Consider the following 23,635-nt stretch of genomic DNA (forward strand, 5'->3'; position numbering starts at 1 on the left):
ATCACGCATCGCTCGCCTCCTGCGGGCTGTGCGTCGGCTTCATGAAGGTGATCCAGTGCGTTCCCATCCGCTTGCCGGACGGATGGCCGAACAGTGGCTTGTTCGGCGTCAGGGCGAGCACTTCGCGCGTGGCCACCTGCACCTCGCTCCACTTGAAGATCAGCACGCCCTCCGGTCGCAGCACTCGGAAGCACTCGGCGAATCCCGCGCGAAGGTCATCCCGCCAGTCCGCGCCGAGCTTCCCGTACTTCGCCGCCAACCAGCTATGACGGCCGGCGCGCACGAGGTGCGGGGGATCAAACACGACCAGCGGGAACGCGTTGTCGGCGAATGGCAGGGCTCGGAAGTCCAGCAGCGCATCCGGGTGGACATGCACGGCGCGGGTTCCGTCATCGCGGTGGGTGCGATCGGTGACGATGATGGACTCGTGCCGCTGGTCGCCGAACAGGCAGCGCTGATCGCCGGGGTCGAACCACATCATGCGGCCGCCGCAGCACGGGTCGAGAACCACGGGCGTGTCAGCCAGCATCCTTCACCCCCTGCGGGCGGGCGGCGTCGGGCAGCGGCATCCATTCGACCGGATGCACCAGCATCTGCGTGCCATCCTCCAGTGCACACACCAACCATGCTTCGTCACCCGTCATCGGGTTCTGCACCCAGTGCGCGGCGTACACGCTGCCGGATTCGCAGCGGACCAGTACGCGGTCGTCCTTCGGCGCTGTGTCAATGGGCTGCCACTCCGGCGCGGCGCGCAGGGCGGCGCGGCGGTTCCATAGCTCCCGAGCCTCGCGGCGAGAACTCAAAAGTGCCGTGGACGCCTCGCACTCAAGGCACTGCACATAGTGCTCGGCTTGGGCTTGCTGCATCTCGCTGTCGGCACTCCCGCAGAAAGGGCACGGCTTCAACTCCCTGGCGCGCTGCTGGTCATCCATTGGACACCTCACTCTGCCCGCGATTCTCGCCAGCGAGCGCGACAATTGGCTGCAGCTCTCGAACCAGCCGCGTCATCGACGCGTGAGCATCGACAAGCGGACCGTAATCACCTGCCAGCGCGGTGACGATCTTGATTGCTTCCAGATACTTGGGCTGTCGCCAACCGCCGCCAGCCAGATCGAGGCCCGTTTCTTCCTTGATGCGCTCCAAGAGGGCCATCCCGCTCTCGGCGGCCTGAACTCGCAGGCTGTCTGCACTGCTGCGCTCGTAGCGCATCGTGCTCTTTGCCTGCTCTACACGTTCATTGATCTGCTTACTCACAAGCGAATCGACCAGCGCGTGATCAGCCTCGGTACCGCGCCGCATCAGTGAGGCAAAGAAGCCGACGGTGATTGGGTCCGGCTGGAGCTTTCCTGGCTTCACGCGCTCACGCAGAGAGCCCGAGTCCTGCAGTTCAAGCAACCCCCAGTTCTCAGGCAACTCGTCGGACTGAACAAGACCCTTGGGTGTGACCAGCCACCACAGGTTGCAGTAGCGGAAAACCGGCTGTGACTTCTCCGGCTGCTTCAGTTCGTTTAGAAAGTCGGAACGGCTGACCTTGATCTCGAAGCCTTCGATCTTGTGACCGTGGCTCTTCCACAGGCCGACGGCTACGGCATCCGCGTACCGGGTGCCGCCGCCCGTCTCCGGAGCGACTTCAAATACCAGGGCGTGCGACGCCCTGGGGTACCGGAGCAGCAGTGCGGCCCTAATATCGGCACTGGTGACTTTCTTCTGAGGTTCAGCCATTGGACACCCCCGCGCCGTCGCTGGTGGCCTGTTTGCGGATCGCGTCTATTTCGGCCTGCGCGTGCTCCGCCCACTTCTCCGGCGCCGCGAGGTAGTGATTCAGGAGGAACCGCAGCACGGCTGCCTGCTCATCCTCGGCGCGGCGCCCGATTTCATCACCGCGTAGGCGCAACACCTCCGCGAGACGGATGCACTGGAAGCACATCCGGCCGAGGATTTCTCGCACGCCGTCTGTGTCAGCGATTTGCACCGCCTCGCTGCCGCTGTTAGGGCTGGCGTCGATCCGGGCCTGCATCTGCTGTACGTGCCACATGGCTTCGCGGATCAGCGGCACCGGCCGCTGGTCGGGGCTGTACTGGAGGTCATCCAGTACATTCGAGAGGTGGGCCAGGGCGGCGCCCGCATGGTCGATCCCCGGCGCTGCGGGGGTGCTGGCCAGCGCGGCCAGGTGATCGTCGTATCGCACGAACTCCTGGTCCGGGATGATGCCGCTGTGCGACGCCACCGTGAACACGGCAATGCCGTCCACGTTCCGCCAGCCAGTGACCTGGCCACCATCAACCGGCGCTGCGGCGACGGGGGCGTACCAGTACGGTACGGCCTCAACGGGCTTGCTGCCGTTCACTTCCTCCCCGTTGTTCTTTCGGATGTAGGTGCCGGTCCCATACAGGGTCGGATAGCGGTAGTGGTAGCCATCCGGCTGACACACCGCCTCCTGCGCTGCGGCGGGCTTGCCAGATCCGGCGACCTCAATTGCGGTGAGTACCCATTCGTGCGGAAGCCAGGTGTCCACGATTTCGCGCGATTGGGGGAGGTAGGTGTGATCGCTGCAGTGGGCGAAAGCGGCAATGCGGGCGATGTTCAGTGCGTGCTCGCGCGCAATCGCCAGGTCGTTGCCGCTATCAGTTGAGCGTGACATTGATAACTCCCTTTTTGATCTCACGGATGTGGAAGGTCGTGCCTTCGGGCACGCCGTCCTCGCGCAGCATGTCGATGTAGAGCTGGGCGTTTTGCCGGACTTCGAGGAAACAGAGCGGCTGTGAAGTGCGACGGTTCTTGAAACGCACGGTGACGACGAAGATGGAATGCAATTCGACCGACGGGGGTTTCTGCTGAGCGCTCATAGAGTGAATCCTTCATGCGCTTCGGCGTCGAAACGCTCGGCCTCGGCCAGGTAGTGGGCGTTCCGCTCGCGCCGTTCGGTCGGCGTCCAGTGCGGGTCGACCAGTGCTATGACCGCGGCCTCGCGTGACGCATGTGCCTTCTGCCGGGCACGCACTGCCGGGTCGTGATCGAAGATGTCGAGTTGATTCTTGTGCGAGCGCATGGGGCACCTCACATGATGTAGCGAGGAAGGGAAGGGCGCCGGCCCGGAAAGCGGTCGAGCGGCTTGTCGAAGTTGTTCGCAATGCGCTCCGGTTTGTTGCCGGTGCGGGCCATCCACTCGTCGACGGTCTCTGGGTTGCCCGTCGCCCGGCGGGGTGGTGGGATCGTTGAAGCCATGCCGTTGCCTGCGGCACGTCTGCGCGCGTCGTCGGTCTTGTGGACAGCGGAGAGCAATTCGTTGTCGTTCGCTGCTGCGGTGTACGCGGCACGCTCCGCGGCCATGGCAAAGCGGGATGCACCTCGGCCGCTCACGCGCACGGCGATGCTTCGGCTCACCATCGTGTTGAGCGTGGCCAACAATTCCTCTCGTTTGGCGCCGCGACCAAGAAGGGCGAGCAGCTCGGATTGGCGTAGGCCGGCGGGGTGGCCGATAAGCAGCTGGCTCACCGCCTTCATCTGTTGCGCGCGGGTTGGATGCGTAGCGGGTGGGTTGACGAACTCCGTGTCGATACGGATCTTGCTTTGCATCACTCAAGCCCTCGCCAGTTCGTGATCGCGGGGCACGCGGAAGCCGGCCGCGTTGCGGTGGCCGCCGCCGTTGTACCTCTGCGCGATGGCGGACACGTCCAGGCCATCGGCTTGAGATTGCAGGGAGAAGACCCTGCCTTCGGCTGTGTCCCAGTAGCACGCGGCGAACGGCTGCCCTTGCGCCATCAGTGCGCCGGCGTCGCTGGTGAAGATGTGTGGGAGGCTAGCCGCCGGCACGGCGTATCCACCGATGGTCAGTGTGCGCTGGCATACGGCGACGAGCTCGGCCACATCCTTGTGATGCTTGCGTTCGATGGATTCGCCTTGCCGACGCAGGTCGTTGGGTGCCATTGCCGCGAGCTTGTCCCAGTTGGGAAAGGTGTACTCGTAGCTGAAGATTGCTGCGGATATCTCGCGTGTGCCGGGCAGATCAAAGCGCCAGAGGTCGCGGTCCTCGACGTGACTGACGAGTTCCGGGCGCGGCGTGTTGTGGAAGAAATCCCACGCAATGCCGGCACCGCTGCGGTTGATATCGATCAGTGCGTAGATGAGTGCCTTGTTGATGCCCTCGCACCGATCAAGCTCGATGCAGCCCTGGTAGTACTCCCAAGAATGGGGCGCCTTCCAGCGCTGATCCATGCGAACAACCGTGAGGTGCTCGGGTGCGGTGCGGTGTTCAGCACACAGGATCTCGTCGGCGGTTTTGTGGTGGTCCAGTACCAGAATGGATGCGGCACTGAGCTGCAGTGTCAGCATGACATCGCAGGGGTAACAGAAGTCCACGAAGATCACGTTCCGGCCGGCAACAGCAGGTGGTGCCGCGCCGTAGCTCGCTGCATGGAAGTCGGCATCGATGGCGCGGCTAACCGCCCAGGCGGCGGTGAAGCCGTCTGCACAGTTCGCGTGGTAGATGACGAGCGGCTTGTTGGGCTGGTTCATGACATCGCCCTCCCATGGATGAGCCAGAACAAGTCCGTGAGTTCTTGTGGAACATCCGGAAGTGCATTGGCGGCGAGGAAGGCCCGCTCAATGATGGTGTGAATCCGCTGCTGGTCGCCTTGGCCTGCGCCGAAGGGGACCTCGGGGATGGGCACGGAGTTTCCCGCGCACAGCATCTTTACCAGTTCGAGTCGTCCGTCCTCGTCGAGGCCCGCCACGATGTCCTCGAAGTTGATGTCAACGTCCATATCGACGTTCTTTGTCACGTACCTTTTCACTTGGCGGTCCTCTTCGATGAAGCGGGCTTGCCTGCGCTTGTGGCCTTCTTCGCACCGGTGGGCTTACCGCTGGCTTTTTTGGTGGGCTTCTTGGCCGACGCCGGGGGAGCTGCCTGGGCGTCGCCCTTCAATGCGTAGCCCTTCCCGCGCAGCGGCTTCGGCAGCCAGCCGGTATCTGCCAGGTGCTTGGCGGTCGCAGCCATGGCGGCGGCCTTCTTCATGGCGAGCACGGCTTCACCGGCAGTCTTGCCGGCGACATCGACACATGCTTCGGCCAGAAGTGGCTTCGGTACCAAGCCAATGAACGTCTCGGGCGTCGGCTGCCAGTGGTCGGCCATGTTGATACCCAGCCACACGGCAAGGTCAGGGCCGTTGTGGGAGGCGGGCAGGGTGAGCGCAATGAGGAACGCAAGCAGGTTGGAGCGGTCTGCGTCGGCAAGGCCCTCCAGCCATGGGGTCAGTTCGGCCGCCTTCTTGGGCACCTGTTTCTTCCATGCCTGCTGCTGCTTATCCAGGTCCGCGCGGGCTTTGCTGGCGGCAACGTCGGAGAGCTTGCGCTGAGGGTCCTCGCTGGCATGCTGGTTGGTAGCAGAAACAGTGAGCAGACGCTGCTGTGAGTTCAAGAGACCGACTTGGGTGATGAGGTGGCGCAACAGCAGTGTGAGTGCTTGCCTCGGCGAGCCGCTGAGCGACAGGCGAATGGCCGCCGCACGATGTGCTTCCAGCCGTTGCAGCATGTCGGCGCTTAATGTGGGCTTCTTGGGGCCGCTCTGCTTGGCCTCCGTCACCTTGCCGTCGGCAATGCTTTGCCCCGGCTTCAGGCGCCCGCGCGAGACATGAATGACGCCGCTATCGTCGAGGAAGATGAGCACACCGGTTGCGGCCTTGGCCTCGTCGTTCCATGTCTCTCTCTTGGCTTCGAGTTCGGCAAGCTCGATGGACAGGTTGGCGCTTTCCAGCTGGAGCGGCTCTGCTTCATCGGGCGTGAGCGAGTCGTCTTCATCGAGGAGCACGTCGTCAATCTGTTGCAGCCGCGCATTGATCTCATCCTGGCGAGCAGACTCAACATCGCTCAGTCCGTTGTACTCGGCGGAAAAGGGGCCATAGCCGTAGCACGCGCGGCCCATGTAGTCCAAGCGCGGATGCGCCTCCGCCCATGACCAGCCCGCGGCGCGTTCTGCTTGTGCAAGCTTCTCCAGCGCTTCGTTGGCCAGCCTTTCTAGAAGTGCGGCGTCGCTCAGGTAAGAGACGGAGCTGAACAGATCGCCGCGCAGGTTGCCGCCGGCCTGCTTGTACACGTCCAAGCCCACGTAGCGTGCCAGAGCGCTGTCGCTGCGGATCTCGTTCGTCGTGAGGCGGTCACGCAGTCGCTGGGGCGAGCGTTGCCAGTCGTACTCAATGTGCTCGGCCTTGGTGCCGAACCACGCGCGATACTGCGCTGCATGGTCGTCGCTGAGGGCAAGGGCCTGCAGCTGGTCAAGGTTGACCTCGCCTTCCTCATACAACGCGAAAAGCTCGGGGGCGACGTTGGCGAGTTTGAGTCGCTGCGCGACGACGGTTTCGGTGACGCTGAAATGAGCGGCTACCTCGGCGATCGTGCGGCTGGAATCGACCATCGCTTGGAACGCGCGGAACTGGTCCGCAGGGTGCATGGGCTCGCGGATAACGTTCTCGGCGGTGCTGACTTCAAGCGCGATGTGGCTGCTGACTTCCAGGCAGCTGACGGGGTGGTCGTCGGTAAAATCGCCACGCTCACGGCCCAGTTGGAAGGCGAGCAGTCGCGTGCCGCCGGCATCCACCAGGTAGTCACCATCGGTGGGCGCGGGCGATACCACGATGTTCTGCAGTTGCCCGTGCGCGAGCAACGACTGCAGCGTGGCTTCGATATGAGTCGCTGTGCGGCGCTTGCGCGAGTTGTTGGGAGAGAGCTGCAGCCGGCTGAGGGGCACGGATATGGTTTGCTGGTTGTGCATGGTTAGTCCTTGCTCGTGGCAGTGGCGTGGTTGCAGATGCCGGCTGCAGCGGCGGCGCGTGCGTAGGGCATGCAGCGGATGAGGCCGAGATGGGCCGTCCCATTGAGATCGCTGTTGGTGAGGACCAGCGTGTCAACGCTGATGCCGCTGGGTATGCGGTCGGCGTCCTGGTCATCGAGGATCTTGCTGAGGCCAAAGTGGCGAGCGAGCGCAACGGCGTTGCGCGTCTTGCCGCATGCATGGGGGCCATACACGATGATGGACTGATTCATGCGTCGTCCCTCTTTGCAATTACTCGCCTGGCATGCACGTAGTTACCGAAGCCCGCTCGCTTTGCGGCAGCGTCAAGTGCATGGGCATGCAGGATTCCCTCTTCACGCTTGATGCGCTTGGCGGTCCGCTTCAGCCGGTCGATGGTTACGCCCTTCTGTGCGCAGGCGCTGCACTGGTTTTCGGAAACCCAATGGCAGCCGCTGGGGCACGCTTGTAGATTTGTGCAACCGCAAAAGGCGCAGGCGCGTCCGGCGCTCATGGGTGCACCGCCTTAGCGCTGCGGCTGGCCTTCAACTCACTGGCTGCGCGTATGCCGCTATCGGTAAGCGTGGCGGAACTCGGCACATTGGGGTCGTCCAGCTTAATGAGGCCGGCGTCGCACATCTTGAGCAGGATTCGTTTGCTGAAGCTGACCGTCCTCTTCGGGCCGCTGGTACGGTTTACGCGCGGTGGCGCGCTGAAAGTGCCGGCGCTGCGGCGCAGCGTGTGTGCAGGGGCGTCGATGGCTTCGAGTAGCGCATCGCGCACCAAGGCAGTGTGCTGGTGGGCTTGCATGGATCAGTCTCCAGACGAAACGTGGGAGGCCACTGAGAGCTGGCGGCCGTCTTCGGTGAGGGTGTTGCGAAGGGGTGGAAGCCATGTGCGTCGGAACGCGAGGTATCGCTCACGGTTGGACGGCGGCGGTGGTACCGGCGCAAAGCGAGGGCAATGCATGAGCGAAAGAAACGCGAGGCTGCCGCTCCATACGGATGTGCGGCGGGTGAGGGTGATCATCCGCAGTTCTTCGCGCTGATCACGAGCACGGCGATGAGCAGTGCGTTGGCGATGAGTACGGCGATCACTTCCCCTGGAGTGCCATGACGGGGATCTCGTTCGTGGTCCTGCCGGTCGCTGGCGTCCTGGTAACGCGACTTCATGCCGCACCGCCGTGTTTATGGCGGTAAACCGCCATGGGCGGGAGAGGGCGCGTGCTGGGCTTGCGCGTCTGCCACAACCGCAGGGCCAGTGCGCCACCGGCGGCAGGGGCGAGCATGAGCATGGCAAGAGTGAGGGCCGGGCTCATTTGGATTGCTCCGTTGCGTCCCGTCGGAGCATGTCGCTGGTATCGATGCTGCAGTTGTTGGCCGCTAGGTAATCAGTCAACTGCCTGAGTTGTTCTAAGGGCAGCTTCAGGTAGAGGCCGTCGATGATTATTTCGCCAGCCACAAACTGGTAGCAGTTCGCAGCGTCGCCGACAAAGCTGACGTGGTTCGCCCTTTCCTCCGGTCCGCTGAAGAACACGACGATGCGGTTATCGGTTACGGAAATCTCGGCAGAGCCGATTCCGGGAACTTGCAGGCTCAGTGTGCTCATCAGCGGGCCTCCAGCGCGAGGTCGCGTGCCCGTGCCGCGCAGAGCGCGCTGACAACGCACATGTGATTCGAGCGGCGGCGCTGGTGACGATTCGCGCCGGTCTTCCTGCGGTTACGCAGAGCCTGGGCGAACTGACGTTCGTGGCTGGCCGCTGCACGGAGGCAGCGGACGACGATGGGGCGACCGAAGGCGGCTGCGTCGTCGGTGGAGGTGGGTAAGGCGATGACTGGGGTTGTGCAGTGCATGGTCGCGCTCTCCGCTGGAAGGGAGGCGGCGGCGGGCCTATGCGCGGGCCAGGGGGAGTTCTGGCGCATGGCTTCCGGGGGATTCCGGAGGGGGGCGGCCCGCCGGCCACCTGCCGGCGAGGGGGCCGGCAGGACGAACCGTACAAGTAAGCTTGCCCTTGTGTCAACAAGGAAACTTGCCTATGGGCTTTCGTGCAAAGCTTTGGCTTTCAGGGAAACGGGGAACGTCATGGATTTCGTGGCCGAACTGCGCCAGCGCTCGCACTACCCATATCTGCGCGGCGTGGTGAACTTTTTCGTGGTGATCGGCTATATCGCCGCCGGGCTTGTAGCGGTTCTGGGTGTGCTGATGGCTATGAAGGGCGGCGGCAACGGGCTCACGGCCGCGGTGATGCTGTGGATTGGCGCTGCGGTGGTGCTCGCGCTGGTACGCCTTGGGCGCGAGCTGTTCTTGATGCTGGCCGACATTGCCGATGGCGTTCTGTACATGGCCAAGGGGCAGTCAGAAAGCCTGCCGCCGCGTGCGAACACCGACTGGTGATCAGGCTTCCGGCAGTTGCGCTGCAACGTTGGTGATCAGCCCGGTGTGTTCAAGCGGAAAGCCCTCGGAGATTGCTTCGCGGGCTTGTTCTGCATCGGCAAGCAGCATTCGCAATTGACGGTTGCTGAGGGCTTCGAGCGAGGGCCTGGTGAGCAAGTGCTGCTGCACGAGCCAGTCGAGCTGGTAGGCGCGGGTCAGTAGCCGGATACGCTGCAAGCAAAGCTGACGGGTTGGGTCATTCCACGCAATGCATTCGTAGTCGCTGGGCGTGGAAAGCGTGCTGTTTTGCTGCTCGCGCGCGGCCTTGCGCTCAATTTTTTCAGCCAGTGCCTGTGCCAGTGCCTGTAGCGCTTGCGCCTCTTTCATTCTGTGCTCCCGTTCCCTGTTGCTTGCGCAGATACGACATGAAATCGACCACGTTGTCGGGCGTCACGGCACGCTCCTTCCTGGCCGCCAGATAGCTATAGGCGAGTAGGACGAGTTGTGCATCACCAGGATCTTCCGGGTTGAAGGAATCATCCAGTGCTTTGCAGGCCAGCCTGACAAGTTGATACGAGGACGCAAGCGTTGCAGGTTCGAGTAGCAGGGGCTGAGATTGGCGCTTGCTTGGTTCGGGTGATGCGCCATACGCGGCGGACGGCTCGTCCACGACGTAATGCCCGTCTTCAGATCCGTCGACCGCCAGGAACTGCTCAACCGTGAGCCCGAACGCCCGGGCAAGCGCCGGCAGGTAGCGGGGGGTGCGGGTGGGGATGTCCAGCAACTGCTGGATGTGCTGGTACTTCACATTAGGCGCGCCATTCGCGCGCACACGGGCAGCCAAGGCTCTCTGGGTGAGGCCTTGGGATTCCATCAGATGGCTGACAATTTCGCCTACTAGCATGCAAGCAATCTTGCGTGCTTGCTGAACAAGGTTGTTTGCCTTAGAGTGTGGCAAGGTTCCTTGTTCTTGGTGAGCGCATGACCCCCATAGACCGAGCGGTCAGGATTTGCGGAAAGCAGAGTGAGTTGGCCCGCCGGGTGACCGGCAAGCCGGCCAGCGGGTACGTGTACCACTGGCGCAACAACGGTGTGACCGCCCAGATCGCGGCCTGCATCGAGAACGCCGTCCATGCGGCTATTGCCGAGAGCGAGGAGGCGGCTGCCACGGCTGAAAAGCTGGGTGGCCCGGTACGCGCTGAGGAGTTGCTGCCGGATGCCAGCGTTCGATGGATCCGCGGTGAGGCCGGCCTGGTCACCGGCTACGAGAAGCAGCTGGCCCCGGTGGAAGTGGAGGGTGCTGCTCATGCGCACTGACGCCATGTCGCTACTACGCACAGTCGTTCCCATGGACAGCAATCTGGGCAATTGCGAGGTGGGCGCGCTGCTGGGCGCGCCGCCGGCCGAGAGCCGGGAGGGCGAGGTGTACTGCCTGACCGCCGACGAGTGGGCAGCATTGCGCCTGCCCAGCGGTGCCGGAGAGATACCCGCGTGCACGGCTGGAGCGCATTGAAATGCCGGGGCGCCGCGCATCACACATTGGCTGCATCCTGCGCCTGCTCGCTGCCGCGCTGCTGATCATCGGCAGCCTGCTGCTGATCGCAGATGGGCTGGCAGGGAAGCATCAGCATGGCAGCTACAGGGCCGATGCCCGTACGCGCGTTGTACCAGTGCATGGGTATGAGCTGCAGCCAAGGGTCGTTGGATTCCATGGCAAACAGTCTCGGCACGAACAGTGGGGCCGCGCATGAAGCCTGCGCCTCAGTTCATGACGCCGCGCCAAGAGGTCGTGTACTTCTACACCGACAAGGCCATACGCGAGACCGGTACGAACCGGCGCTCGTACGCGATGGTGGTGGCCGACCGCTATCTGCAGATGATGGCTGAGGACGATTGCGATGTGCCGTTCCGCATCACGCGCGGCGGTGACGTGGAGAACGACAAGAAGCATAACGGGCAGATACTCGGCCGCTATCTCGATGGCGTGGTGAAGAAGCTTCCCGCCGATCTTGAAGATGCGTTGGTGCTGAGTTTGCCCGAGCCCTACCATTCGGACTGCGAACGCGAGTTGGCCAGGCGCAGGGGAATGCTGGCCGTGCCGATGCCGAGCGGGGTACGCACTTCCGTTGCGAGTATGGCCGCGCTGTTCACCGAATACGCCGAACACGTGGAGGCGCTGGCACCGGCATTGGAGAACGGGCGCTTCGGGCCTGAAGACCGACCGCATCGCGGCAAGATCAACGCAACGGGCGACGCGGTCATCGCCGCAGTGCTTGCGGTGCGCTACGAGCTGGATCACTGCATCACGTCAGGTGCAAGCGGTGATTGACGTGGCCATCTACCGCGTGCCCCGGGCATCACGCCGCAACCGCCGCAAGGTGCTGAGCGTCGAGGCTCGTCGGGCCATCGATGAGGCCATGGCCCTGCTGAGCGGCGGCGAGACAGGCCTGCAGGGCGATGACGCATTGGCAGAGCGTGAGCGCTTGCGCGTTGAGGCAGAGGCGGCACGGCAACGGCAGGGCGAGCTGACGCTGGGAGCAGTGCATTGATCGGCGGCCGTGCATCTCGGGCTGTGCCGTTGCGGCCTGGATTCGACCCCGGCGAGCGAAGGTCGGGTGTGCGTTCGGCGCTGCTGAAACCCCGCACCCCGGGATGTATTGGGCAGACGATTGCGATCGCAGGCATCGGTGCGGATTTGAGCGATTGCGAGCGAATCGCAATTGCGAACCAGTCGCGGGTCCTCCCCCTACATGGGGCCATGCGGGTAGCCAAGCCGCAAAATCGGGGTAGTCAGTGGGTGTGTAAGTTACTGAAATCGCGGGAAAAGGTTGCTGATCGACAGGGCGCAATCACCACTTCGGGCCTGTGCCCGCAAAAACTCATCAGGTGGCCGGCAGCATGAGCGCGGTCAACTACGACGACGTATACCGCCAGCTGACCGATGCTGGCCTGGTGATCCCGTTCCGGGATGGCCTGCGGATCGGCACCAACAAGCCGGTGCGCGTGCGCGTGCTGGATGGTGGCCGCGAGAAGCGCGGCTGGTACCTGCTCAAAGAGTGGGCGCCGACCACCGACCGCCTGCTCATCGTTGGCTCGTTCGGCGTGTGGCAGGGCAACGACAACGGCGCGCAGAAAGTTGCGATGCCGAACGACGACACCGGCCGCATCTCGCCCGAGCAGGCAGCAGCAATGCGGCGCGTGTGGGCGGACGCGGCGAAGGCAGCCGAGAAGCAGCGCAAGGAAGAAGCGGAGGCGGCGGCCACAACTGCCGGCAAGGCCTGGGCACGCTTGCTGCTGGACGGCGAATCACCGTACCTGCGGCGAAAGGGTGTGCTGGGCTACGGCTTGAAGTTCACGAAGAACGGCACTGCAGTAGTGCCGCTCAGCGACACCACCGGGAAGATCCACGGGCTGCAGTTCCTGCGCTCGGCGCAGCAGGCCGAGCAGGGCAAGCGGCCGGAGAAAGAGTTCTGGCCGGCGGGCCTGGGAAAGAAGGGCCATTACCACCTGCTGGGGCACTCGCCGCATTGGATCGTCCTGGTCGCCGAAGGCTACGCCACCGCCGCATCGCTGCACGCGGCCACGGGCTATCCCGTCGTGTGCGCGTTCGATGCGGGCAACCTGCTGCCGGTCGCCGAGGCAATCCACAAGCGCTACAAGCTGGCGAAGATCCTGATCTGCGCCGACGACGACATCCTTGGCAAGTGCCGTGACCCGGCATGCCGTGAGCGAATCGCGCTCACGTTGCACCCCGAAACGTGCCCCGCGTGCGGCAAGCCGCACGGCTACAAAAACGCAGGCGTGGAGGCGGCCAGCACCACGGCCATGGCCGTCGGCGGTGAGTGGTTGCCGGTACGTTTCACGAATCAGGATGACCGCGTTGAAGCCTACCTCGCCGGCAAGGGCAAGGATTCGGATTTCAACGACCTGCATGCTCGCGAAGGCCTCGCCGTCGTCGGTGCCCAGGTGCAAGCCCGCCTCTCGGACCTCAAATGGGGTCCACCAGCCCTGCGCGCCGTTTCCTCTCCCCAACCCGGGGCAGGGGGCGGCAAGCTACGCGCCATCCAAAACCTTGACGAGCTGCTCGAGCGCTACTCGCTGATCTACGGTGGGGGCGGTGCAGTGTTCGATCACAACGAACATTGCCTGCTGCCGCTCACGGACATGAAGAACGCATGCGTTCGTCCCGAGCTGCACAAGGCATGGATGGAGCATGCCGATCGCGACATCGTGCGCTCCACGGAAGTCGGCTTCGACCCTGCAAGCGATGACGCCAACGTCACCTGCAACTTGTGGGGCGGCTGGCCAACAACGCCGGTTGAAGGGAAATGCGAGCGCATCATCGAGCTGTTGCGCTACCTGTGTAGCGAAGAGCGCAACAAGGCCGAGCTGTTCCAATGGGTACTGCGTTGGTGCGCATATCCCATCCAGCACCCCGGCGCGAAAATGAAATCTACCGTGGTGGTGCATGGCCGCCAGGGCACGGGCAAGAATCTCTTCTTCGAAGCCATCATGGCCATCTACGGCCAGTACGGCAGCATCCTCGATCAGAACGCGCTGGTCGACAAACACAACGACTGGGCAAGCCGAAAGCTCTTCCTCATCGCCGACGAAGTGGTCGCGCAGGCTCATCGCTTTGAGCAGAAGAATCTGCTCAAGGTGCTCGTGACCGGCACCAAGATTCGTATCAACCCCAAGCACATTGCCGCGTACGACGAGGTCAACCACGTCAACCTGGTGTTTCTGTCGAATGAAGAAATGCCGGTGGTGCTTGAAGAGGACGACCGCCGGCACTGCGTCATCTGGACGCCGCCCAAGAAGGAGCCGGCGTACTACAAGGCCATCATGGAAGAGCTGGCCCATGGCGGCATCGCCGCGCTGCACGACTACCTGCTCAACGTCAACCTCGGCGACTTCGACCCTGGCACCCTGCCGCCAAGCACCGAGGCCAAGCGCAGCCTGACCGAACTTGCACGCGACAGCCCAGTGGATTTCATCAACGCGCTGCGGAACAACGAGCTTGCGCCGATGATTGCCCAGCCCGGCCTCACCGCCGATTGGTTCGCCATCTACGTGCGCTGGTGCCAGGAGTCTGGCACACGCCCCGCGTCCATGAAGCGCTTCGTGAGCAAGCTGGAGAAGGGCCTGGGGCTGCCGACAACCCGCAAGGGCTATCGCGTCAGCTTCGGCACCAACGGCGTTCACAACATCAGCAACCCGCTCTCCGTGCTGCTGTTCGGCATGTCCAAGCCGGCGGAGTCGGACCAGGTCGAGTCCGACTGGCTGGGCAACCACGTACAGCAGATGCGACACCGCCGCGATGACTACTTCAAGGGCATCCGCCTGACGGACGAACAGTGGCGCCAGCAGGAGTGTGAGCCGTGAGTGGCTGCGCCGGTTTGCGTCATTTGCCGGCAAACCTGCCGGCAACTTTGCGGGCAAAAACCCCGCCGTTATTGGGTTTCTGCGGCATTGCGCCTTTCTCGCGCTTCCACGTGCGCGTGCACGCAGCAGGGAAGGAGCGACCTCACATGCGCAGATGCGCACACGCACGGGGTACATGCCCGCAGACGCCGCAATGCCGCAGAGCGCTAGGCGTGGCGGGCGTTTGCGGGTTCGGCGTGGGTGCAGGCCAAGCCGCAGGCGAGCCCCGATGCCGCAGAGCGCTCGCGCCCACGCGCGCAGGGGGTCTCATTCCCTTGTTTGGAAAAAAAATGGAGAGGGAGATACATGGTTGAAAGCATGCGCCACGAAGAGCTGGGCTTTCGCGAGTTCGCAACGCGCATGGGCTGGCGGCCGAGCTACATCACGGAGCTGCGTAAAAGCGGCCGCCTGGTGCTGACCGCCGATTCCCGGCGTGTGCTGGTGCAGCCCTCCATTGATCGCATCAACGCAACCCGCGATCCGTCGCGGGAGGGCGTCCGTGCGCGCCACGCCGCCGGGCGCACCGAGCTGCCTGCAGCTGCCAGCGACGCGCCAGCAGAGATGCCAGTGCCAGCGCCCAGCGTCGGCCCGGCGGGCGACCTGGAGGGCGATGGCGATGACATCGTCGACATCAACAGCCCGCACCAGGTGCGGCGTGCCAAGGCACTGGCCGACAAGGAAGAGGCCAACGCCCGCAAAGTGCTGCGCGAGGAAGCGCAGGAGATGGGGCAGTTGTTGGTGCGCGATGAGGTCGTGGCTGCGGTGAGCGAATCAGTCGTTACCCTTCGCCGCAAGCTGGAGTTGCTGCCGGCCACCATCGCTGCAACACTCGCTGCCACCGACGACGAGGATGAAGTGCGCACGCTTCTGCGGGACAGTATCGAAGCTGCGCTGGAATCCGCTTCAAAGAAGCTGTTCGCGCTGGGGCGCAAGAGCGCATGAGCGCCGTCATCGCCGCCCCGAGCTACGGTGACGCAGTGGCCGAGATCGCACGGGCCGTAGCCAGGGCAATTGCACCACGCAAGCACATGTTGGTCAGCCAGTGGGCGAAGGACAATCGCGTGCTGTCGTCCAAAGGCAGCTCCAGCCCAGGTGAGTGGGACAACACGCGCAACCCGCTGCTGGTGGAAGTGATGGATTGCTTCAGTGCGCGGAGCAACGTGCACGACGTGGTGGCTGTGTTCCCGGTGCAGTTCGGCAAATCGGAGACCGAGACCAACATCCTCGGCTACACCATGTGCGAGAACCCGCAGCCCATCATGGTGGCACTGCCCGGCGAGGTGTCGGCCAATAAGTGGATCGATCAGAAGCTCAACCCCATGATCGAATCCACCAAGGCCGTGCAGCGTGTGCTCACCAGCACCAACAGCCGGGAATCTTCCAACCGCCGATCCTTCAAGGATTTCGAGGGCGGCCAGCTCTATATCGAGCACGCCGGCAACCCGGTGCGTTTGAAGAGTACCTCGGTAGGCCTGCTTCTCGCCGATGAGTTCTCCAGCTTCGCCAGCGAGCTGCGCAGCGGCGATGACCCTGACGAAATGCTCGATGGCCGCACGTCCGCGTTTCCCAGCACGTACAAGCGCTTCAAGATCGGCACGCCAGAAATTGCCGGCCTGTGCCGCGTCACCGAGTTGTACCAGGCCTCCGACCAGCGGCGGTGGCACTGGCCTTGCCCAGACTGCGGTCATGAGCAGCCCTTCGAGTGGGCTGGCCTACAGTGGACGCCAGACTTGAAGCAATGCTGGTACGTGTGCCGCGAATGCGGCGTGGTGATCGAAGAACATCAGAAGACGCGGCTCATCGCGGCAGGCCACTGGGTGCCGGGCAATCCCGGCGCCCCCACACGCGGCTACCAGGCCAATGGCCTCTACTACCCGATGGGCCTCGGCCCGCGTTGGCTGGAGTTGGCCCAGCGTTGGGTGCGCGCCCAAGGCGACCTGGCCAAGCTCAAGACCTTCATCAATGACCGTCTGGCGGAAGCCTGGGAAGACAAGAGCACGGCCAAGGCCAAGCCCAACCTGATCAAGGATCGTCTGGAAACTTATCGTCTGCGAGTGGCACCGCAGGGAGTGTTGTGCATCACCGCCGGTGTTGATACGCAGGACGACCGCCTGGCCGTGCAGATCGTTGGCTGGGGCAGGGGCTTGGTGGCGTGGGTGCTGGACTACGTGGAGCTGGCGGGCGATCCGGCCGAGCTGCTCGTGTGGGCCAAGCTCACCGACCTGCTCAACCGTGGCATCGCGCATGTGAGCGGTGCAATGCTGCCGGTGGAAGCCACGTGCATCGACGCAGGTGGCCACCGCACTGAGTACGTCAAGCACTATTGCCGCCAGCGGCTCATCCGCCGTCCGCTGTGCATCTTCGGTGCAAAGCCCAACAACGCGCCGCCCTTGGGTCGCCCCAAGCTGGAAGACGTCAACTACAAGGGCAAGCTCGACAAGAAGGGCGTCACCATCTACCAGGTGGGCACGGTCAACATCAAGCAGTGGCTGTTCCCGCGGCTGGGGGCCGATGCTGAGCGCGAGCCTGATGCACGGCAGATCCACCTGAGCGAGGATCTTGACGATTTCTACGTCAACGGCCTGGTCAGCGAAAAGTACAACCCGAAGACAGGGCGGTACGAAAAGGTGCGTGGTGGCGTGCGTAACGAGCCGCTGGATACCTTCGTCTACGCCAACGCTGCGGCACATCATCAGGATTTGCGCCTGCACCGCATGAGTACCGCCGACTGGGACGTGCGTGAGCGCCGCATCGTCGAGCTCTCCCGCGAAGATTGGTCGCACGTTTCCCGTGAAACAACGGTTCCTGAGCAGATAGAGCAAACCGCCTCCGAAGCGCACAACAGCGTTTCCCGTGAAACAACGCCGGGTGAGGTGGTCGCCTTGTCTGTTCGCGCTGCGATCGATTCCGTCCTATGCAAGCTCGAGCGTGAGCCCTCAAGCGTGCCTTCGGCGGGTGAGCTTGCGACATGGGCGGCAGCGCAGGGTGGCACGCCTGATGAAGTAGCGCTGCTTGCTGCAATCAACAGCGTGCTGCAAGCGTCAGACGGGCAGGCCATCGCCGGTGTCATTCCAGCTGATCTGGCCAACAAGGCGAGCGATGTGCTGCGCGGGTTGGCCCCCATTCAACGCACGCGCCGGTTTGTGCGCGGTACACGTCACCAGGGTTTGAGGTAGGAGTACCCATGAAGCAGCATCACGAAATGACCCTCGCCCAGCAGCTCGCCAACTGGGGCCGTTGGCAACCGCCTCAAGGCGGCTTGTGGGGCGAAACCGAGCACGATCCAGTCAGCGCGAGGATCGAGCGCATCGTCCAGCGCATGGAAGCACAGGGGCGCTGGAAGGAGGCCAAGGTACTGCGCGTGGAAGCGGCAATGGGTGGTCGTTCAGAGGCCGAACGGCTCCTGCACCTCGCCCGGGTCGGCGTGCAGTTGGGGCGCTCGGCGTACTACGCGTACCTCAAGTCAGCGCATGCCTTCATCGATGGCGCGCTTCCACTCGAGCCGCTGTGGACTAAAGTCACCGTGAGCCAGTGGCATGACGACTACACGGTTGAGCGTCAGATGAGATCCGCGTGCTGTCCCCACGTGCTGATTGAAAAATGTTATCCGCATGAGCTTTGCATCGGGCCGCACTTCGATGACGGAAGCCTTTCCCACGTCTACTGCACCTGTGGGTGGAAGTGTGCTGGTGCCGCGAGCGACGAGGATGCGTTGGTCGCCTACAACGCTCTGGTGGGTTTTGAAGTGGTGCCGCTGTCTGAGTGGGTGCGCGTCGACCATGTTTCACGGGAAACGCTGGGTGACGATGATGACGACGAGTCCCCCTTCTGATGCGCGGTTGTAGGCTCCAGGTGTTGCTGCTCGCAGAATGCAGTGAGGTGACGGCAGCTGATGTAAGCCAGGCTGCAGGGCTTTCCCCGGCGAATGCATCAGCGGTGCTCAGTCAGCTCTTCAACGAAGGCTATCTCATCCGGCGGGAGGTGGTGGTAAAGCGGCGCGGTCGCCCGGCCCTTGCGTACCGGGTCAAGCTGTCGGATGCGAGTAATGACTGACCGCGCACATCAAACGGCGCCCCATCCCGTCGCCTGGCGATTGACCTGGAAGGATGGGCGCACATCCAACTGGCGTGAGATGCCCGCTCGAAAAGTGAAGCCGTCCGACGGTGGCGCTCGGCTTGAGTTTGCCTATGCGCCATGCGGCCACTGTGCTGCGTTTCCCGTGAAGCATGCGAAGTGACGCCAGCCTGCGGAATATTCAAGCATTGTTTGTTGCGTCCGGACGCGATTTTTCCAGAATGAGTTAGCGGCAGGGTTCGCCGCTAAACAGCCCCGCCAATGCGCGGGGCTTTTTGTTGCCCCGGCCCACCGATCAGGACCGATGGCCGACATGCAGCAACAACTCGACGAAGCAATTGCTGCGCGCCACGCATGGCGCACTGGCAAGACGCGTGCTGCTGCTGCCTTCGGTGATCGGCGCATCGAGTACTCCGTGGAAGGCATGAAGCAGCTGGACGCCTACATCGCAGAGCTGCGCCGGCAGCTGGCTGGCCCTGCTGCTCGGCGGCGTCGCGTTACTTACCTGGCGCCGCGTTGATGGGTACTGCAACGGTAGCCCGGGAGCGCTTGCAGGGCACTGTCCAGCTGGACAGGGCGATACGCGCTGCCGTCCACAGCGCGGCCCAGCAGCACGCGACGCCCATGGCATCGCAGCCGGCTGTGTCGGAAACCCGCAACCGCGGCGCATCGCGCATGCTGCGCAGCCTCAGCAGCTGGAATCCCGCGCTGGGCAGCCCGCGCAGCGATCTCCCCCGGCACGAGCTCAACACACTGCGTGCCCGCAGCTACGACGCCATCCGTAATTCGCCCATCGCCCGCGCGGCCATTGTGCGCAGCCGCACCAGCATCGTCGGCACCGGCTTGGTATGCAGGCCCGCAGTGGACTACGACGCCCTGGGGATTTCCCTCGAAGAAGGCGACCGCATCAACAGCCAGCTGCGTGCGAGCTGGGAGCGTTGGGCCGAAGACCCAGCCGAGTGCGACGTGGAGGCGGGCTTCGACATCTACGGCTTGCAGGCCTTGTCTCTTATGGCGTCGATGGCCGGCGGTGACGTATTCGCGTTGACACCCAGCGAACTGCGCACCGGTGGCGTCAATCATCTGAAGGTGCAGCTCATCGAAGCGGCACGCGTCAGCAATCCCAACGACGCAACTGACACAGCGACGCGCGCCGACGGCATTGAAGTTCGAGGCGCGACACCTGTCGGCTGTTGGGTACGCAATACGCATCCCGGCGATACCCACACGTGGGTGGCGCCGCGCTGGGACTACTACGACTTCTTCGGCGGTGCGACCGGGCGCCGGCGCGTGCTGCAGGTGTGGAACGAAAAGGAACGGCCGGGCCAGCTGCGGGGTGCGCCCTATCTGGCGCCGGTACTGGAGCCGCTCAAGCAGTTGGATCGCTACGGGGATGCCGAGCTCATGGCCGCCGTGGTAAGCGCCATGTTCACCGTCTTCATTGAGCGCAATGGCGAAACCGAGACCGATGAAAACGGCAATCCCATGCCGGTATTCGACGAGCCGGATGCGAGCGGGTCGGTTGCCTTGGGTAACGGCGCAGTGGTCGATCTTGCCCCTGGCGAGAAGGTGCATGACACCAACCCGCAGCGCCCAAATGTCAACTTCGATCCGTTCTTCACCGCTATCGTGAAGCAGATCGGCGCCACGCTGGAAATCCCGCTGGATGTACTGCTGCTGCAGTTCAACAGCAGCTACTCAGCCGCGCGTGCCGCCATGCTGGAAGCGTGGCGCTTCTTTAACCTGCGCCGCTGGTACCTGGTGCAGCAGTTCTGCCAGCCGTTGTACGGCTTGCTGGTGGATGAGGAGGTTGCCGCCGGCCGCGTATCGCTGCCCGACTACGCAGATCCCATCCGCCGCCGCGCGTGGACGCGTGCGCTGTGGATCGGCCCGGCAAAGGGCTCCATGGACGAATACAAGGAAGCACTGGCCGCCAAGGTGCGTATCGAGAACGGCACCAGTAACGAAGCCATGGAAACGGCCGCAGCGTCCGGCGAGGACTGGAACACCGTTTACGCGCAGCGCGTGCGCGAGGTCAACCAGCGCAAGCGGGACGGGCTATGGAATCAGCCGAATGCAGCGGTGGGGGGTGTTGGCTCGGGCCGCCCGGGGAGCACCCCGGGCGGTTCCGATCTGCTCGATGACGAAGACGCCGCAGGGCGCCCAGCCAGGAAGGGTGAAGAATGATCAGTGCCTACCAGCTCGCCGCATCGCAGCCGTGGCTTATCCAGCGTGAAGCATTGGAAACCGTGCTGTCGGTGGCCCAGCGCTACGGCGATGCCGAGGCGTTGGAAACCAAGCTCGGCCGCCCGCTCGACAATGCCCGCACCGTCACCATGCGCGACGGTGTCGCGGTGATTCCGGTCACTGGCCCCATCTTCCGCTACGCCAACTTGTTCACCGCCATCAGCGGCGCCACCAGCACGCAAGTGCTGGCAACCGACATCCAGGCGGCACTGGACAACCCGTACGTCAAAGCCATCGTGCTCGACTTCGACACGCCCGGCGGCGTAGCCACCAGCATCAATGAGCTGGCCGAGCAGATCGCGGCCGGACGGGAGCGCAAGCCCATCAAGGCCTACGTCGGCGGTGCCGCCGCATCGGCCGGTTACTGGTTGGCAAGCGCCACTGGCGAAATCGTTGTCAGCGAGACGGCGCTGCTCGGGTCCATTGGTGTGCTGATGTCCTACATCGACTCACGCGAGCGCGACGCGAAGGCGGGACTGAAACAGGTGGACATCGTGTCCAGCCAGTCGCCGGACAAGCGCATCGATCCGGACACGGACGAAGGCCGCGCGAAAGTGCAGGCGATGGTCGATGGTCTGGCCACGGTGTTCGTTGATGCCGTGGCCCGCAATCGTTCCGTCACTGCGGAAACCGTGATGGCCGATTTTGGCCGTGGCGGCGTACTGCTGGGCCAGCAAGCAATCAAGGCCGGTATGGCCGACCGCATCGGATCACTTGAATCCGTGATCGCCGAGCTGGCCGGTTCTGCCAGCAATTCCACGAGGAACAAGCCCATGGGTAACACCAAAGGGCAGGTCACGGTTTCCAGCACCGACGACCTGCGCAACGCGCTGGCAGCAGGCCACACCGCTGACCAGATCACCATCGCAAGCAACGAGCAGGCTGTTGCTGCTGCGCGTGCGGCCGGTGTGGAGGATGGCAAGCAGACTGCCACGGACACTGCCGTCGCCGCTGAGCGCACTCGCATTGCCGACATCCAGGCACTGGCCCGCAAGGGCTTTGAGAGCCAGGCGCAGGCGGCCATCAACAACGGCGACAGCCCGGAAGCCTTCGCCATGACCGTGCTCAAGGCGGCGAAGGATCGCGGCATCACGCTTGATGCCATCGGCCAGGATGCGCCGGCTGCTGCCGCCCATTCGCGGCCCACTGATGACAGTGGCAAGCCTGCGGCCACCCTCAACACGCGCGACGTGTACGCACGCCGTGCGCAAGCCAGTTCCAACAAAGGGGCCACCCTATGAACGCGAAAGTAGAGAACAACCGGACGGGTGACTTCCTGCTGTCCGAAGCCAACGGCAGCTACTCGCGCGAGAACGACATCCTCGCCGCCGGTGCAGGTGTGCTGCAGGCCGGTACCGTACTGGGCCGGCGCACTTCCGACAACAAGCTGGTGCCCCTCAATCCGGCCGCTGATCCGGCCGATGGCAGCGAGAAGGTGGCCGGTGTGCTGTGGGCCGGTGCTGACGCCACCACCGCGGATGTCGCCGTGGTGTCGGTCTGCCGCGCAGCCGAAGCGAAAGCCGAAGGCCTGCAGTGGCCCGCTGGCATCACCACCCCGCAGCAAACCACCGCGATCGCGCAGCTCGCTGAGCTGGGCATCGTTCTGCGCTGATCGAAGGAGCAAACCACCATGACCGATCTGATGTCCGATGTTTTCAATGGCGATGCTTTCAGCACCGTCTCCCTTACCGATGCCATCAACAATATTCTGTTCGTCCCGGGCCGCGCAGGCCAAGTGGCGGGCTGGGAAGAAGAAGGCGTCCCCACCACCAGCATTGCCATCGAGGAAGACGGCGGCGAACTGAAGCTGGTCAACCCGACCCCGCGCGGCGGCCCGGGCGAGGCGTTCAAGTCCGACAAGCGCAACATGCGCAGCTTGGTGATTCCGCACTACCAGGTGGACGACTACATCGCCGCTGACAGCGTGCAGAACGTCCGCGCGTTCGGCACCACCAATCAGTTGGAAGTGCTGCAGGATCGCGTCAACGCGCAGTTGCAGAAGCACGTCAGCTGGAAGCTGGACCCGACGCTGGAATACCAGCGCGTGGGTGCACTCAAGGGCCTGATCCTCAACGCGGATGGCTCCACGCTCTACAACCTGTTCACCGAGTTCGGCGTGTCGCAGGAAGCTGAGGTCAACTTCGCCCTGACCGATGCCACCCCGGCACCGGGGATTCTGCGCGAAGTCTGCTCCAAGATCGTCCGCAAGATCGCCGACAACCTGGGCGGGGTGCCGGTGGGCGCAATCTACGCCGAGTGCGGCGATGACTTCTTCGACGCCCTGTTGAAGCATGCGGAGGTGATCGAGTCGTACAAGGGCACCCCGATGGCGCAGGTGCTGCGCGAGGGTTATGTGACCCCGAACGGCACCGTTTACGGCGTGTTCGAGTTCGGCGGGATCATCTTTGAAAACTACCGCGGCGGCGTAGGCGGCACCCCGTTCATCGGCACCAACTCCTGCCACATCTTCCCGGTGGGTGTGCCCGGGTTGTGGCGCACCGTGTACGCCCCGGCGGACTACGAAGAGACCGTCAACACCATTGGCCTGCCGCGCTATGCCAAGCAGTACCCCACGGCGAATGGCAAGGGTCGCAGCCTGGAAGTGCAGATGAACGCCCTGAACTACTGCACCCGCCCGAAGGTGCTGATGAAGGGCAAGAAGGCCTGATTGACCGCCGCCGCACGCATATGCCCGGGTGGCGCGTGCGGCGGCGGATCTTCCCCCCTTGGCGA

32 protein-coding genes are annotated in these 23,635 nt (G+C 63.8%); 15 read left to right on the plus strand and 17 right to left on the minus strand.

Annotation, left to right across the window (positions count from 1 at the left end; genetic code table 11):
* Window position 1 precedes the first annotated feature (1 nt).
* The 14 genes from ACVOKO_RS07690 to ACVOKO_RS07755 form a co-directional block, all read right to left on the minus strand.
* Complete coding sequence (locus ACVOKO_RS07690) at window positions 2–529, minus strand: class I SAM-dependent methyltransferase (protein WP_346498344.1); 528 nt, start codon at window positions 527–529, stop codon at window positions 2–4.
* A complete protein-coding gene (locus tag ACVOKO_RS07695; RefSeq protein WP_346498345.1) occupies window positions 519–932 on the minus strand; it encodes a Lar family restriction alleviation protein in 414 nt (137 codons plus the stop codon). Before ACVOKO_RS07695 ends, ACVOKO_RS07690 begins: the two co-directional genes overlap by 11 nt.
* Window positions 925–1,722, minus strand: coding sequence for a hypothetical protein (locus ACVOKO_RS07700; protein ID WP_346498346.1), 798 nt, complete (start codon window positions 1,720–1,722; stop codon window positions 925–927). The genes ACVOKO_RS07695 and ACVOKO_RS07700 overlap by 8 nt, the downstream gene beginning before the upstream one ends.
* Window positions 1,715–2,641 carry a hypothetical protein gene (locus tag ACVOKO_RS07705; protein WP_346498347.1) on the minus strand — a complete coding sequence of 309 codons (927 nt, stop codon included), beginning with the start codon at window positions 2,639–2,641 and terminating at the stop codon, window positions 1,715–1,717. The genes ACVOKO_RS07700 and ACVOKO_RS07705 overlap by 8 nt, the downstream gene beginning before the upstream one ends.
* Window positions 2,625–2,846: a hypothetical protein gene (locus tag ACVOKO_RS07710; RefSeq protein ID WP_346498348.1), complete on the minus strand. Its 222-nt coding sequence runs from the start codon at window positions 2,844–2,846 to the stop codon at window positions 2,625–2,627. Before ACVOKO_RS07710 ends, ACVOKO_RS07705 begins: the two co-directional genes overlap by 17 nt.
* Entirely contained in the window at window positions 2,843–3,049 is a 207-nt protein-coding gene (locus ACVOKO_RS07715; RefSeq protein WP_346498349.1) for a hypothetical protein, read from the minus strand. Before ACVOKO_RS07715 ends, ACVOKO_RS07710 begins: the two co-directional genes overlap by 4 nt.
* An 8-nt stretch (window positions 3,050–3,057) precedes the next feature.
* Window positions 3,058–3,576, minus strand: a complete 519-nt coding sequence (locus ACVOKO_RS07720; RefSeq protein WP_346498350.1) for a hypothetical protein — start codon at window positions 3,574–3,576, stop codon at window positions 3,058–3,060.
* A gap of 3 nt (window positions 3,577–3,579) precedes the next feature.
* Window positions 3,580–4,515: a hypothetical protein gene (locus ACVOKO_RS07725; RefSeq protein ID WP_346498351.1), complete on the minus strand. Its 936-nt coding sequence runs from the start codon at window positions 4,513–4,515 to the stop codon at window positions 3,580–3,582.
* Entirely contained in the window at window positions 4,512–4,763 is a 252-nt protein-coding gene (locus ACVOKO_RS07730; RefSeq protein WP_346498352.1) for a hypothetical protein, read from the minus strand. Before ACVOKO_RS07730 ends, ACVOKO_RS07725 begins: the two co-directional genes overlap by 4 nt.
* Before the next feature lie 26 nt (window positions 4,764–4,789).
* Window positions 4,790–6,766 (minus strand): ParB/RepB/Spo0J family partition protein, encoded by a 1,977-nt coding sequence (locus tag ACVOKO_RS07735; protein ID WP_346498353.1) that lies wholly within the window; start codon window positions 6,764–6,766, stop codon window positions 4,790–4,792.
* Window positions 6,767–6,768: 2 nt separating this feature from the next.
* Window positions 6,769–7,038, minus strand: a complete 270-nt coding sequence (locus tag ACVOKO_RS07740) for a hypothetical protein (RefSeq protein ID WP_346498354.1) — start codon at window positions 7,036–7,038, stop codon at window positions 6,769–6,771.
* Between the two features lie 256 nt (window positions 7,039–7,294).
* Complete coding sequence (locus tag ACVOKO_RS07745) at window positions 7,295–7,594, minus strand: hypothetical protein (RefSeq protein WP_346498355.1); 300 nt, start codon at window positions 7,592–7,594, stop codon at window positions 7,295–7,297.
* A gap of 215 nt (window positions 7,595–7,809) precedes the next feature.
* Window positions 7,810–7,956, minus strand: coding sequence for a hypothetical protein (locus ACVOKO_RS07750; protein WP_346498356.1), 147 nt, complete (start codon window positions 7,954–7,956; stop codon window positions 7,810–7,812).
* Between the two features lie 142 nt (window positions 7,957–8,098).
* Entirely contained in the window at window positions 8,099–8,392 is a 294-nt protein-coding gene (locus tag ACVOKO_RS07755; RefSeq protein ID WP_346498357.1) for a hypothetical protein, read from the minus strand.
* Between the two features lie 474 nt (window positions 8,393–8,866).
* On the opposite strand from ACVOKO_RS07755, the gene ACVOKO_RS07760 reads away from it, so the two are divergent.
* Window positions 8,867–9,178, plus strand: coding sequence for a hypothetical protein (locus tag ACVOKO_RS07760; RefSeq protein WP_346498358.1), 312 nt, complete (start codon window positions 8,867–8,869; stop codon window positions 9,176–9,178).
* Here ACVOKO_RS07760 and ACVOKO_RS07765 read toward each other — a convergent pair whose 3' ends face one another.
* Both ACVOKO_RS07765 and ACVOKO_RS07770 read right to left on the minus strand, forming a co-directional pair.
* Window positions 9,179–9,544, minus strand: a complete 366-nt coding sequence (locus ACVOKO_RS07765) for a hypothetical protein (protein ID WP_346498359.1) — start codon at window positions 9,542–9,544, stop codon at window positions 9,179–9,181.
* Window positions 9,498–10,061 carry a helix-turn-helix domain-containing protein gene (locus tag ACVOKO_RS07770; RefSeq protein ID WP_346498360.1) on the minus strand — a complete coding sequence of 188 codons (564 nt, stop codon included), beginning with the start codon at window positions 10,059–10,061 and terminating at the stop codon, window positions 9,498–9,500. Before ACVOKO_RS07770 ends, ACVOKO_RS07765 begins: the two co-directional genes overlap by 47 nt.
* A gap of 125 nt (window positions 10,062–10,186) precedes the next feature.
* On the opposite strand from ACVOKO_RS07770, the gene ACVOKO_RS07775 reads away from it, so the two are divergent.
* Together ACVOKO_RS07775 and ACVOKO_RS07780 are read left to right on the plus strand one after the other, a co-directional pair.
* On the plus strand, window positions 10,187–10,474 hold the full coding sequence (locus ACVOKO_RS07775; protein WP_346498361.1) for an NUDIX hydrolase: 288 nt from the start codon (window positions 10,187–10,189) through the stop codon (window positions 10,472–10,474).
* A 31-nt stretch (window positions 10,475–10,505) separates the two neighbouring features.
* A complete protein-coding gene (locus ACVOKO_RS07780) occupies window positions 10,506–10,670 on the plus strand; it encodes a hypothetical protein (protein WP_346498362.1) in 165 nt (54 codons plus the stop codon).
* Between the two features lie 19 nt (window positions 10,671–10,689).
* On the opposite strand, the gene ACVOKO_RS07785 is transcribed toward ACVOKO_RS07780, so the two are convergent.
* The gene (locus ACVOKO_RS07785) at window positions 10,690–10,869 is read right to left on the minus strand and encodes a hypothetical protein (RefSeq protein WP_346498363.1); all 180 of its coding nucleotides are present in this window, start codon (window positions 10,867–10,869) and stop codon (window positions 10,690–10,692) included.
* A 35-nt stretch (window positions 10,870–10,904) separates the two neighbouring features.
* On the opposite strand from ACVOKO_RS07785, the gene ACVOKO_RS07790 reads away from it, so the two are divergent.
* The 12 genes from ACVOKO_RS07790 to ACVOKO_RS07845 all read left to right on the plus strand — a co-directional run bounded on the left by ACVOKO_RS07790 (window position 10,905) and on the right by ACVOKO_RS07845 (window position 23,570).
* Window positions 10,905–11,486 (plus strand): hypothetical protein, encoded by a 582-nt coding sequence (locus ACVOKO_RS07790; RefSeq protein WP_346498364.1) that lies wholly within the window; start codon window positions 10,905–10,907, stop codon window positions 11,484–11,486.
* Complete coding sequence (locus ACVOKO_RS07795) at window positions 11,470–11,706, plus strand: hypothetical protein (RefSeq protein WP_346498365.1); 237 nt, start codon at window positions 11,470–11,472, stop codon at window positions 11,704–11,706. Before ACVOKO_RS07790 ends, ACVOKO_RS07795 begins: the two co-directional genes overlap by 17 nt.
* A gap of 349 nt (window positions 11,707–12,055) precedes the next feature.
* Entirely contained in the window at window positions 12,056–14,542 is a 2,487-nt protein-coding gene (locus ACVOKO_RS07800; protein WP_346498366.1) for a DUF5906 domain-containing protein, read from the plus strand.
* Window positions 14,543–14,887: 345 nt separating this feature from the next.
* A complete protein-coding gene (locus ACVOKO_RS07805; RefSeq protein ID WP_346498367.1) occupies window positions 14,888–15,523 on the plus strand; it encodes a hypothetical protein in 636 nt (211 codons plus the stop codon).
* A complete protein-coding gene (locus ACVOKO_RS07810; protein ID WP_346498368.1) occupies window positions 15,520–17,757 on the plus strand; it encodes a phage terminase large subunit family protein in 2,238 nt (745 codons plus the stop codon). Before ACVOKO_RS07805 ends, ACVOKO_RS07810 begins: the two co-directional genes overlap by 4 nt.
* Window positions 17,758–17,765: 8 nt before the next feature.
* Window positions 17,766–18,413, plus strand: coding sequence for a hypothetical protein (locus ACVOKO_RS07815; protein ID WP_346498370.1), 648 nt, complete (start codon window positions 17,766–17,768; stop codon window positions 18,411–18,413).
* Window positions 18,413–18,634 carry a helix-turn-helix domain-containing protein gene (locus tag ACVOKO_RS07820; protein WP_430980730.1) on the plus strand — a complete coding sequence of 74 codons (222 nt, stop codon included), beginning with the start codon at window positions 18,413–18,415 and terminating at the stop codon, window positions 18,632–18,634. The genes ACVOKO_RS07815 and ACVOKO_RS07820 overlap by 1 nt, the downstream gene beginning before the upstream one ends.
* A gap of 334 nt (window positions 18,635–18,968) precedes the next feature.
* Complete coding sequence (gpW, locus tag ACVOKO_RS07825) at window positions 18,969–19,175, plus strand: gpW family head-tail joining protein (protein ID WP_346498371.1); 207 nt, start codon at window positions 18,969–18,971, stop codon at window positions 19,173–19,175.
* A gap of 104 nt (window positions 19,176–19,279) precedes the next feature.
* Window positions 19,280–20,842, plus strand: a complete 1,563-nt coding sequence (locus ACVOKO_RS07830; protein WP_346498372.1) for a phage portal protein — start codon at window positions 19,280–19,282, stop codon at window positions 20,840–20,842.
* A complete protein-coding gene (locus tag ACVOKO_RS07835; RefSeq protein WP_346498373.1) occupies window positions 20,839–22,143 on the plus strand; it encodes a S49 family peptidase in 1,305 nt (434 codons plus the stop codon). The genes ACVOKO_RS07830 and ACVOKO_RS07835 overlap by 4 nt, the downstream gene beginning before the upstream one ends.
* Window positions 22,140–22,514: a head decoration protein gene (locus ACVOKO_RS07840; protein ID WP_346498374.1), complete on the plus strand. Its 375-nt coding sequence runs from the start codon at window positions 22,140–22,142 to the stop codon at window positions 22,512–22,514. The genes ACVOKO_RS07835 and ACVOKO_RS07840 overlap by 4 nt, the downstream gene beginning before the upstream one ends.
* 18 nt (window positions 22,515–22,532) lie before the next feature.
* Window positions 22,533–23,570 carry a major capsid protein gene (locus ACVOKO_RS07845; protein ID WP_346498375.1) on the plus strand — a complete coding sequence of 346 codons (1,038 nt, stop codon included), beginning with the start codon at window positions 22,533–22,535 and terminating at the stop codon, window positions 23,568–23,570.
* The last annotated feature ends 65 nt before the right edge of the window (window positions 23,571–23,635 follow it).

It is taken from the genome of Stenotrophomonas sp. STEN240, assembly GCF_056756175.1.

Excerpts from the sequence above, each read along its gene's own strand:
- ACVOKO_RS07690 (WP_346498344.1), bottom strand. The coding sequence starts at position 529 with ATGCTGGCTGACACGCCCGTGGTTCTCGACCCGTGCTGCGGCGGCCGC.
- ACVOKO_RS07695 (WP_346498345.1), bottom strand. The coding sequence starts at position 932 with ATGGATGACCAGCAGCGCGCCAGGGAGTTGAAGCCGTGCCCTTTCTGC.
- ACVOKO_RS07700 (WP_346498346.1), bottom strand. The coding sequence starts at position 1,722 with ATGGCTGAACCTCAGAAGAAAGTCACCAGTGCCGATATTAGGGCCGCA.
- ACVOKO_RS07705 (WP_346498347.1), bottom strand. The coding sequence starts at position 2,641 with ATGTCACGCTCAACTGATAGCGGCAACGACCTGGCGATTGCGCGCGAG.
- ACVOKO_RS07710 (WP_346498348.1), bottom strand. The coding sequence starts at position 2,846 with ATGAGCGCTCAGCAGAAACCCCCGTCGGTCGAATTGCATTCCATCTTC.
- ACVOKO_RS07715 (WP_346498349.1), bottom strand. The coding sequence starts at position 3,049 with ATGCGCTCGCACAAGAATCAACTCGACATCTTCGATCACGACCCGGCA.
- ACVOKO_RS07720 (WP_346498350.1), bottom strand. The coding sequence starts at position 3,576 with ATGCAAAGCAAGATCCGTATCGACACGGAGTTCGTCAACCCACCCGCT.
- ACVOKO_RS07725 (WP_346498351.1), bottom strand. The coding sequence starts at position 4,515 with ATGAACCAGCCCAACAAGCCGCTCGTCATCTACCACGCGAACTGTGCA.
- ACVOKO_RS07730 (WP_346498352.1), bottom strand. The coding sequence starts at position 4,763 with ATGGACGTTGACATCAACTTCGAGGACATCGTGGCGGGCCTCGACGAG.
- ACVOKO_RS07735 (WP_346498353.1), bottom strand. The coding sequence starts at position 6,766 with ATGCACAACCAGCAAACCATATCCGTGCCCCTCAGCCGGCTGCAGCTC.
- ACVOKO_RS07740 (WP_346498354.1), bottom strand. The coding sequence starts at position 7,038 with ATGAATCAGTCCATCATCGTGTATGGCCCCCATGCATGCGGCAAGACG.
- ACVOKO_RS07745 (WP_346498355.1), bottom strand. The coding sequence starts at position 7,594 with ATGCAAGCCCACCAGCACACTGCCTTGGTGCGCGATGCGCTACTCGAA.
- ACVOKO_RS07750 (WP_346498356.1), bottom strand. The coding sequence starts at position 7,956 with ATGAAGTCGCGTTACCAGGACGCCAGCGACCGGCAGGACCACGAACGA.
- ACVOKO_RS07755 (WP_346498357.1), bottom strand. The coding sequence starts at position 8,392 with ATGAGCACACTGAGCCTGCAAGTTCCCGGAATCGGCTCTGCCGAGATT.
- ACVOKO_RS07760 (WP_346498358.1), top strand. The coding sequence starts at position 8,867 with ATGGATTTCGTGGCCGAACTGCGCCAGCGCTCGCACTACCCATATCTG.
- ACVOKO_RS07765 (WP_346498359.1), bottom strand. The coding sequence starts at position 9,544 with ATGAAAGAGGCGCAAGCGCTACAGGCACTGGCACAGGCACTGGCTGAA.
- ACVOKO_RS07770 (WP_346498360.1), bottom strand. The coding sequence starts at position 10,061 with ATGCTAGTAGGCGAAATTGTCAGCCATCTGATGGAATCCCAAGGCCTC.
- ACVOKO_RS07780 (WP_346498362.1), top strand. The coding sequence starts at position 10,506 with ATGGACAGCAATCTGGGCAATTGCGAGGTGGGCGCGCTGCTGGGCGCG.
- ACVOKO_RS07785 (WP_346498363.1), bottom strand. The coding sequence starts at position 10,869 with ATGGAATCCAACGACCCTTGGCTGCAGCTCATACCCATGCACTGGTAC.
- ACVOKO_RS07790 (WP_346498364.1), top strand. The coding sequence starts at position 10,905 with ATGAAGCCTGCGCCTCAGTTCATGACGCCGCGCCAAGAGGTCGTGTAC.
- ACVOKO_RS07800 (WP_346498366.1), top strand. The coding sequence starts at position 12,056 with ATGAGCGCGGTCAACTACGACGACGTATACCGCCAGCTGACCGATGCT.
- ACVOKO_RS07805 (WP_346498367.1), top strand. The coding sequence starts at position 14,888 with ATGGTTGAAAGCATGCGCCACGAAGAGCTGGGCTTTCGCGAGTTCGCA.
- ACVOKO_RS07810 (WP_346498368.1), top strand. The coding sequence starts at position 15,520 with ATGAGCGCCGTCATCGCCGCCCCGAGCTACGGTGACGCAGTGGCCGAG.
- ACVOKO_RS07815 (WP_346498370.1), top strand. The coding sequence starts at position 17,766 with ATGAAGCAGCATCACGAAATGACCCTCGCCCAGCAGCTCGCCAACTGG.
- ACVOKO_RS07820 (WP_430980730.1), top strand. The coding sequence starts at position 18,413 with ATGCGCGGTTGTAGGCTCCAGGTGTTGCTGCTCGCAGAATGCAGTGAG.
- gpW (WP_346498371.1), top strand. The coding sequence starts at position 18,969 with ATGCAGCAACAACTCGACGAAGCAATTGCTGCGCGCCACGCATGGCGC.
- ACVOKO_RS07830 (WP_346498372.1), top strand. The coding sequence starts at position 19,280 with ATGGCATCGCAGCCGGCTGTGTCGGAAACCCGCAACCGCGGCGCATCG.
- ACVOKO_RS07835 (WP_346498373.1), top strand. The coding sequence starts at position 20,839 with ATGATCAGTGCCTACCAGCTCGCCGCATCGCAGCCGTGGCTTATCCAG.
- ACVOKO_RS07840 (WP_346498374.1), top strand. The coding sequence starts at position 22,140 with ATGAACGCGAAAGTAGAGAACAACCGGACGGGTGACTTCCTGCTGTCC.
- ACVOKO_RS07845 (WP_346498375.1), top strand. The coding sequence starts at position 22,533 with ATGACCGATCTGATGTCCGATGTTTTCAATGGCGATGCTTTCAGCACC.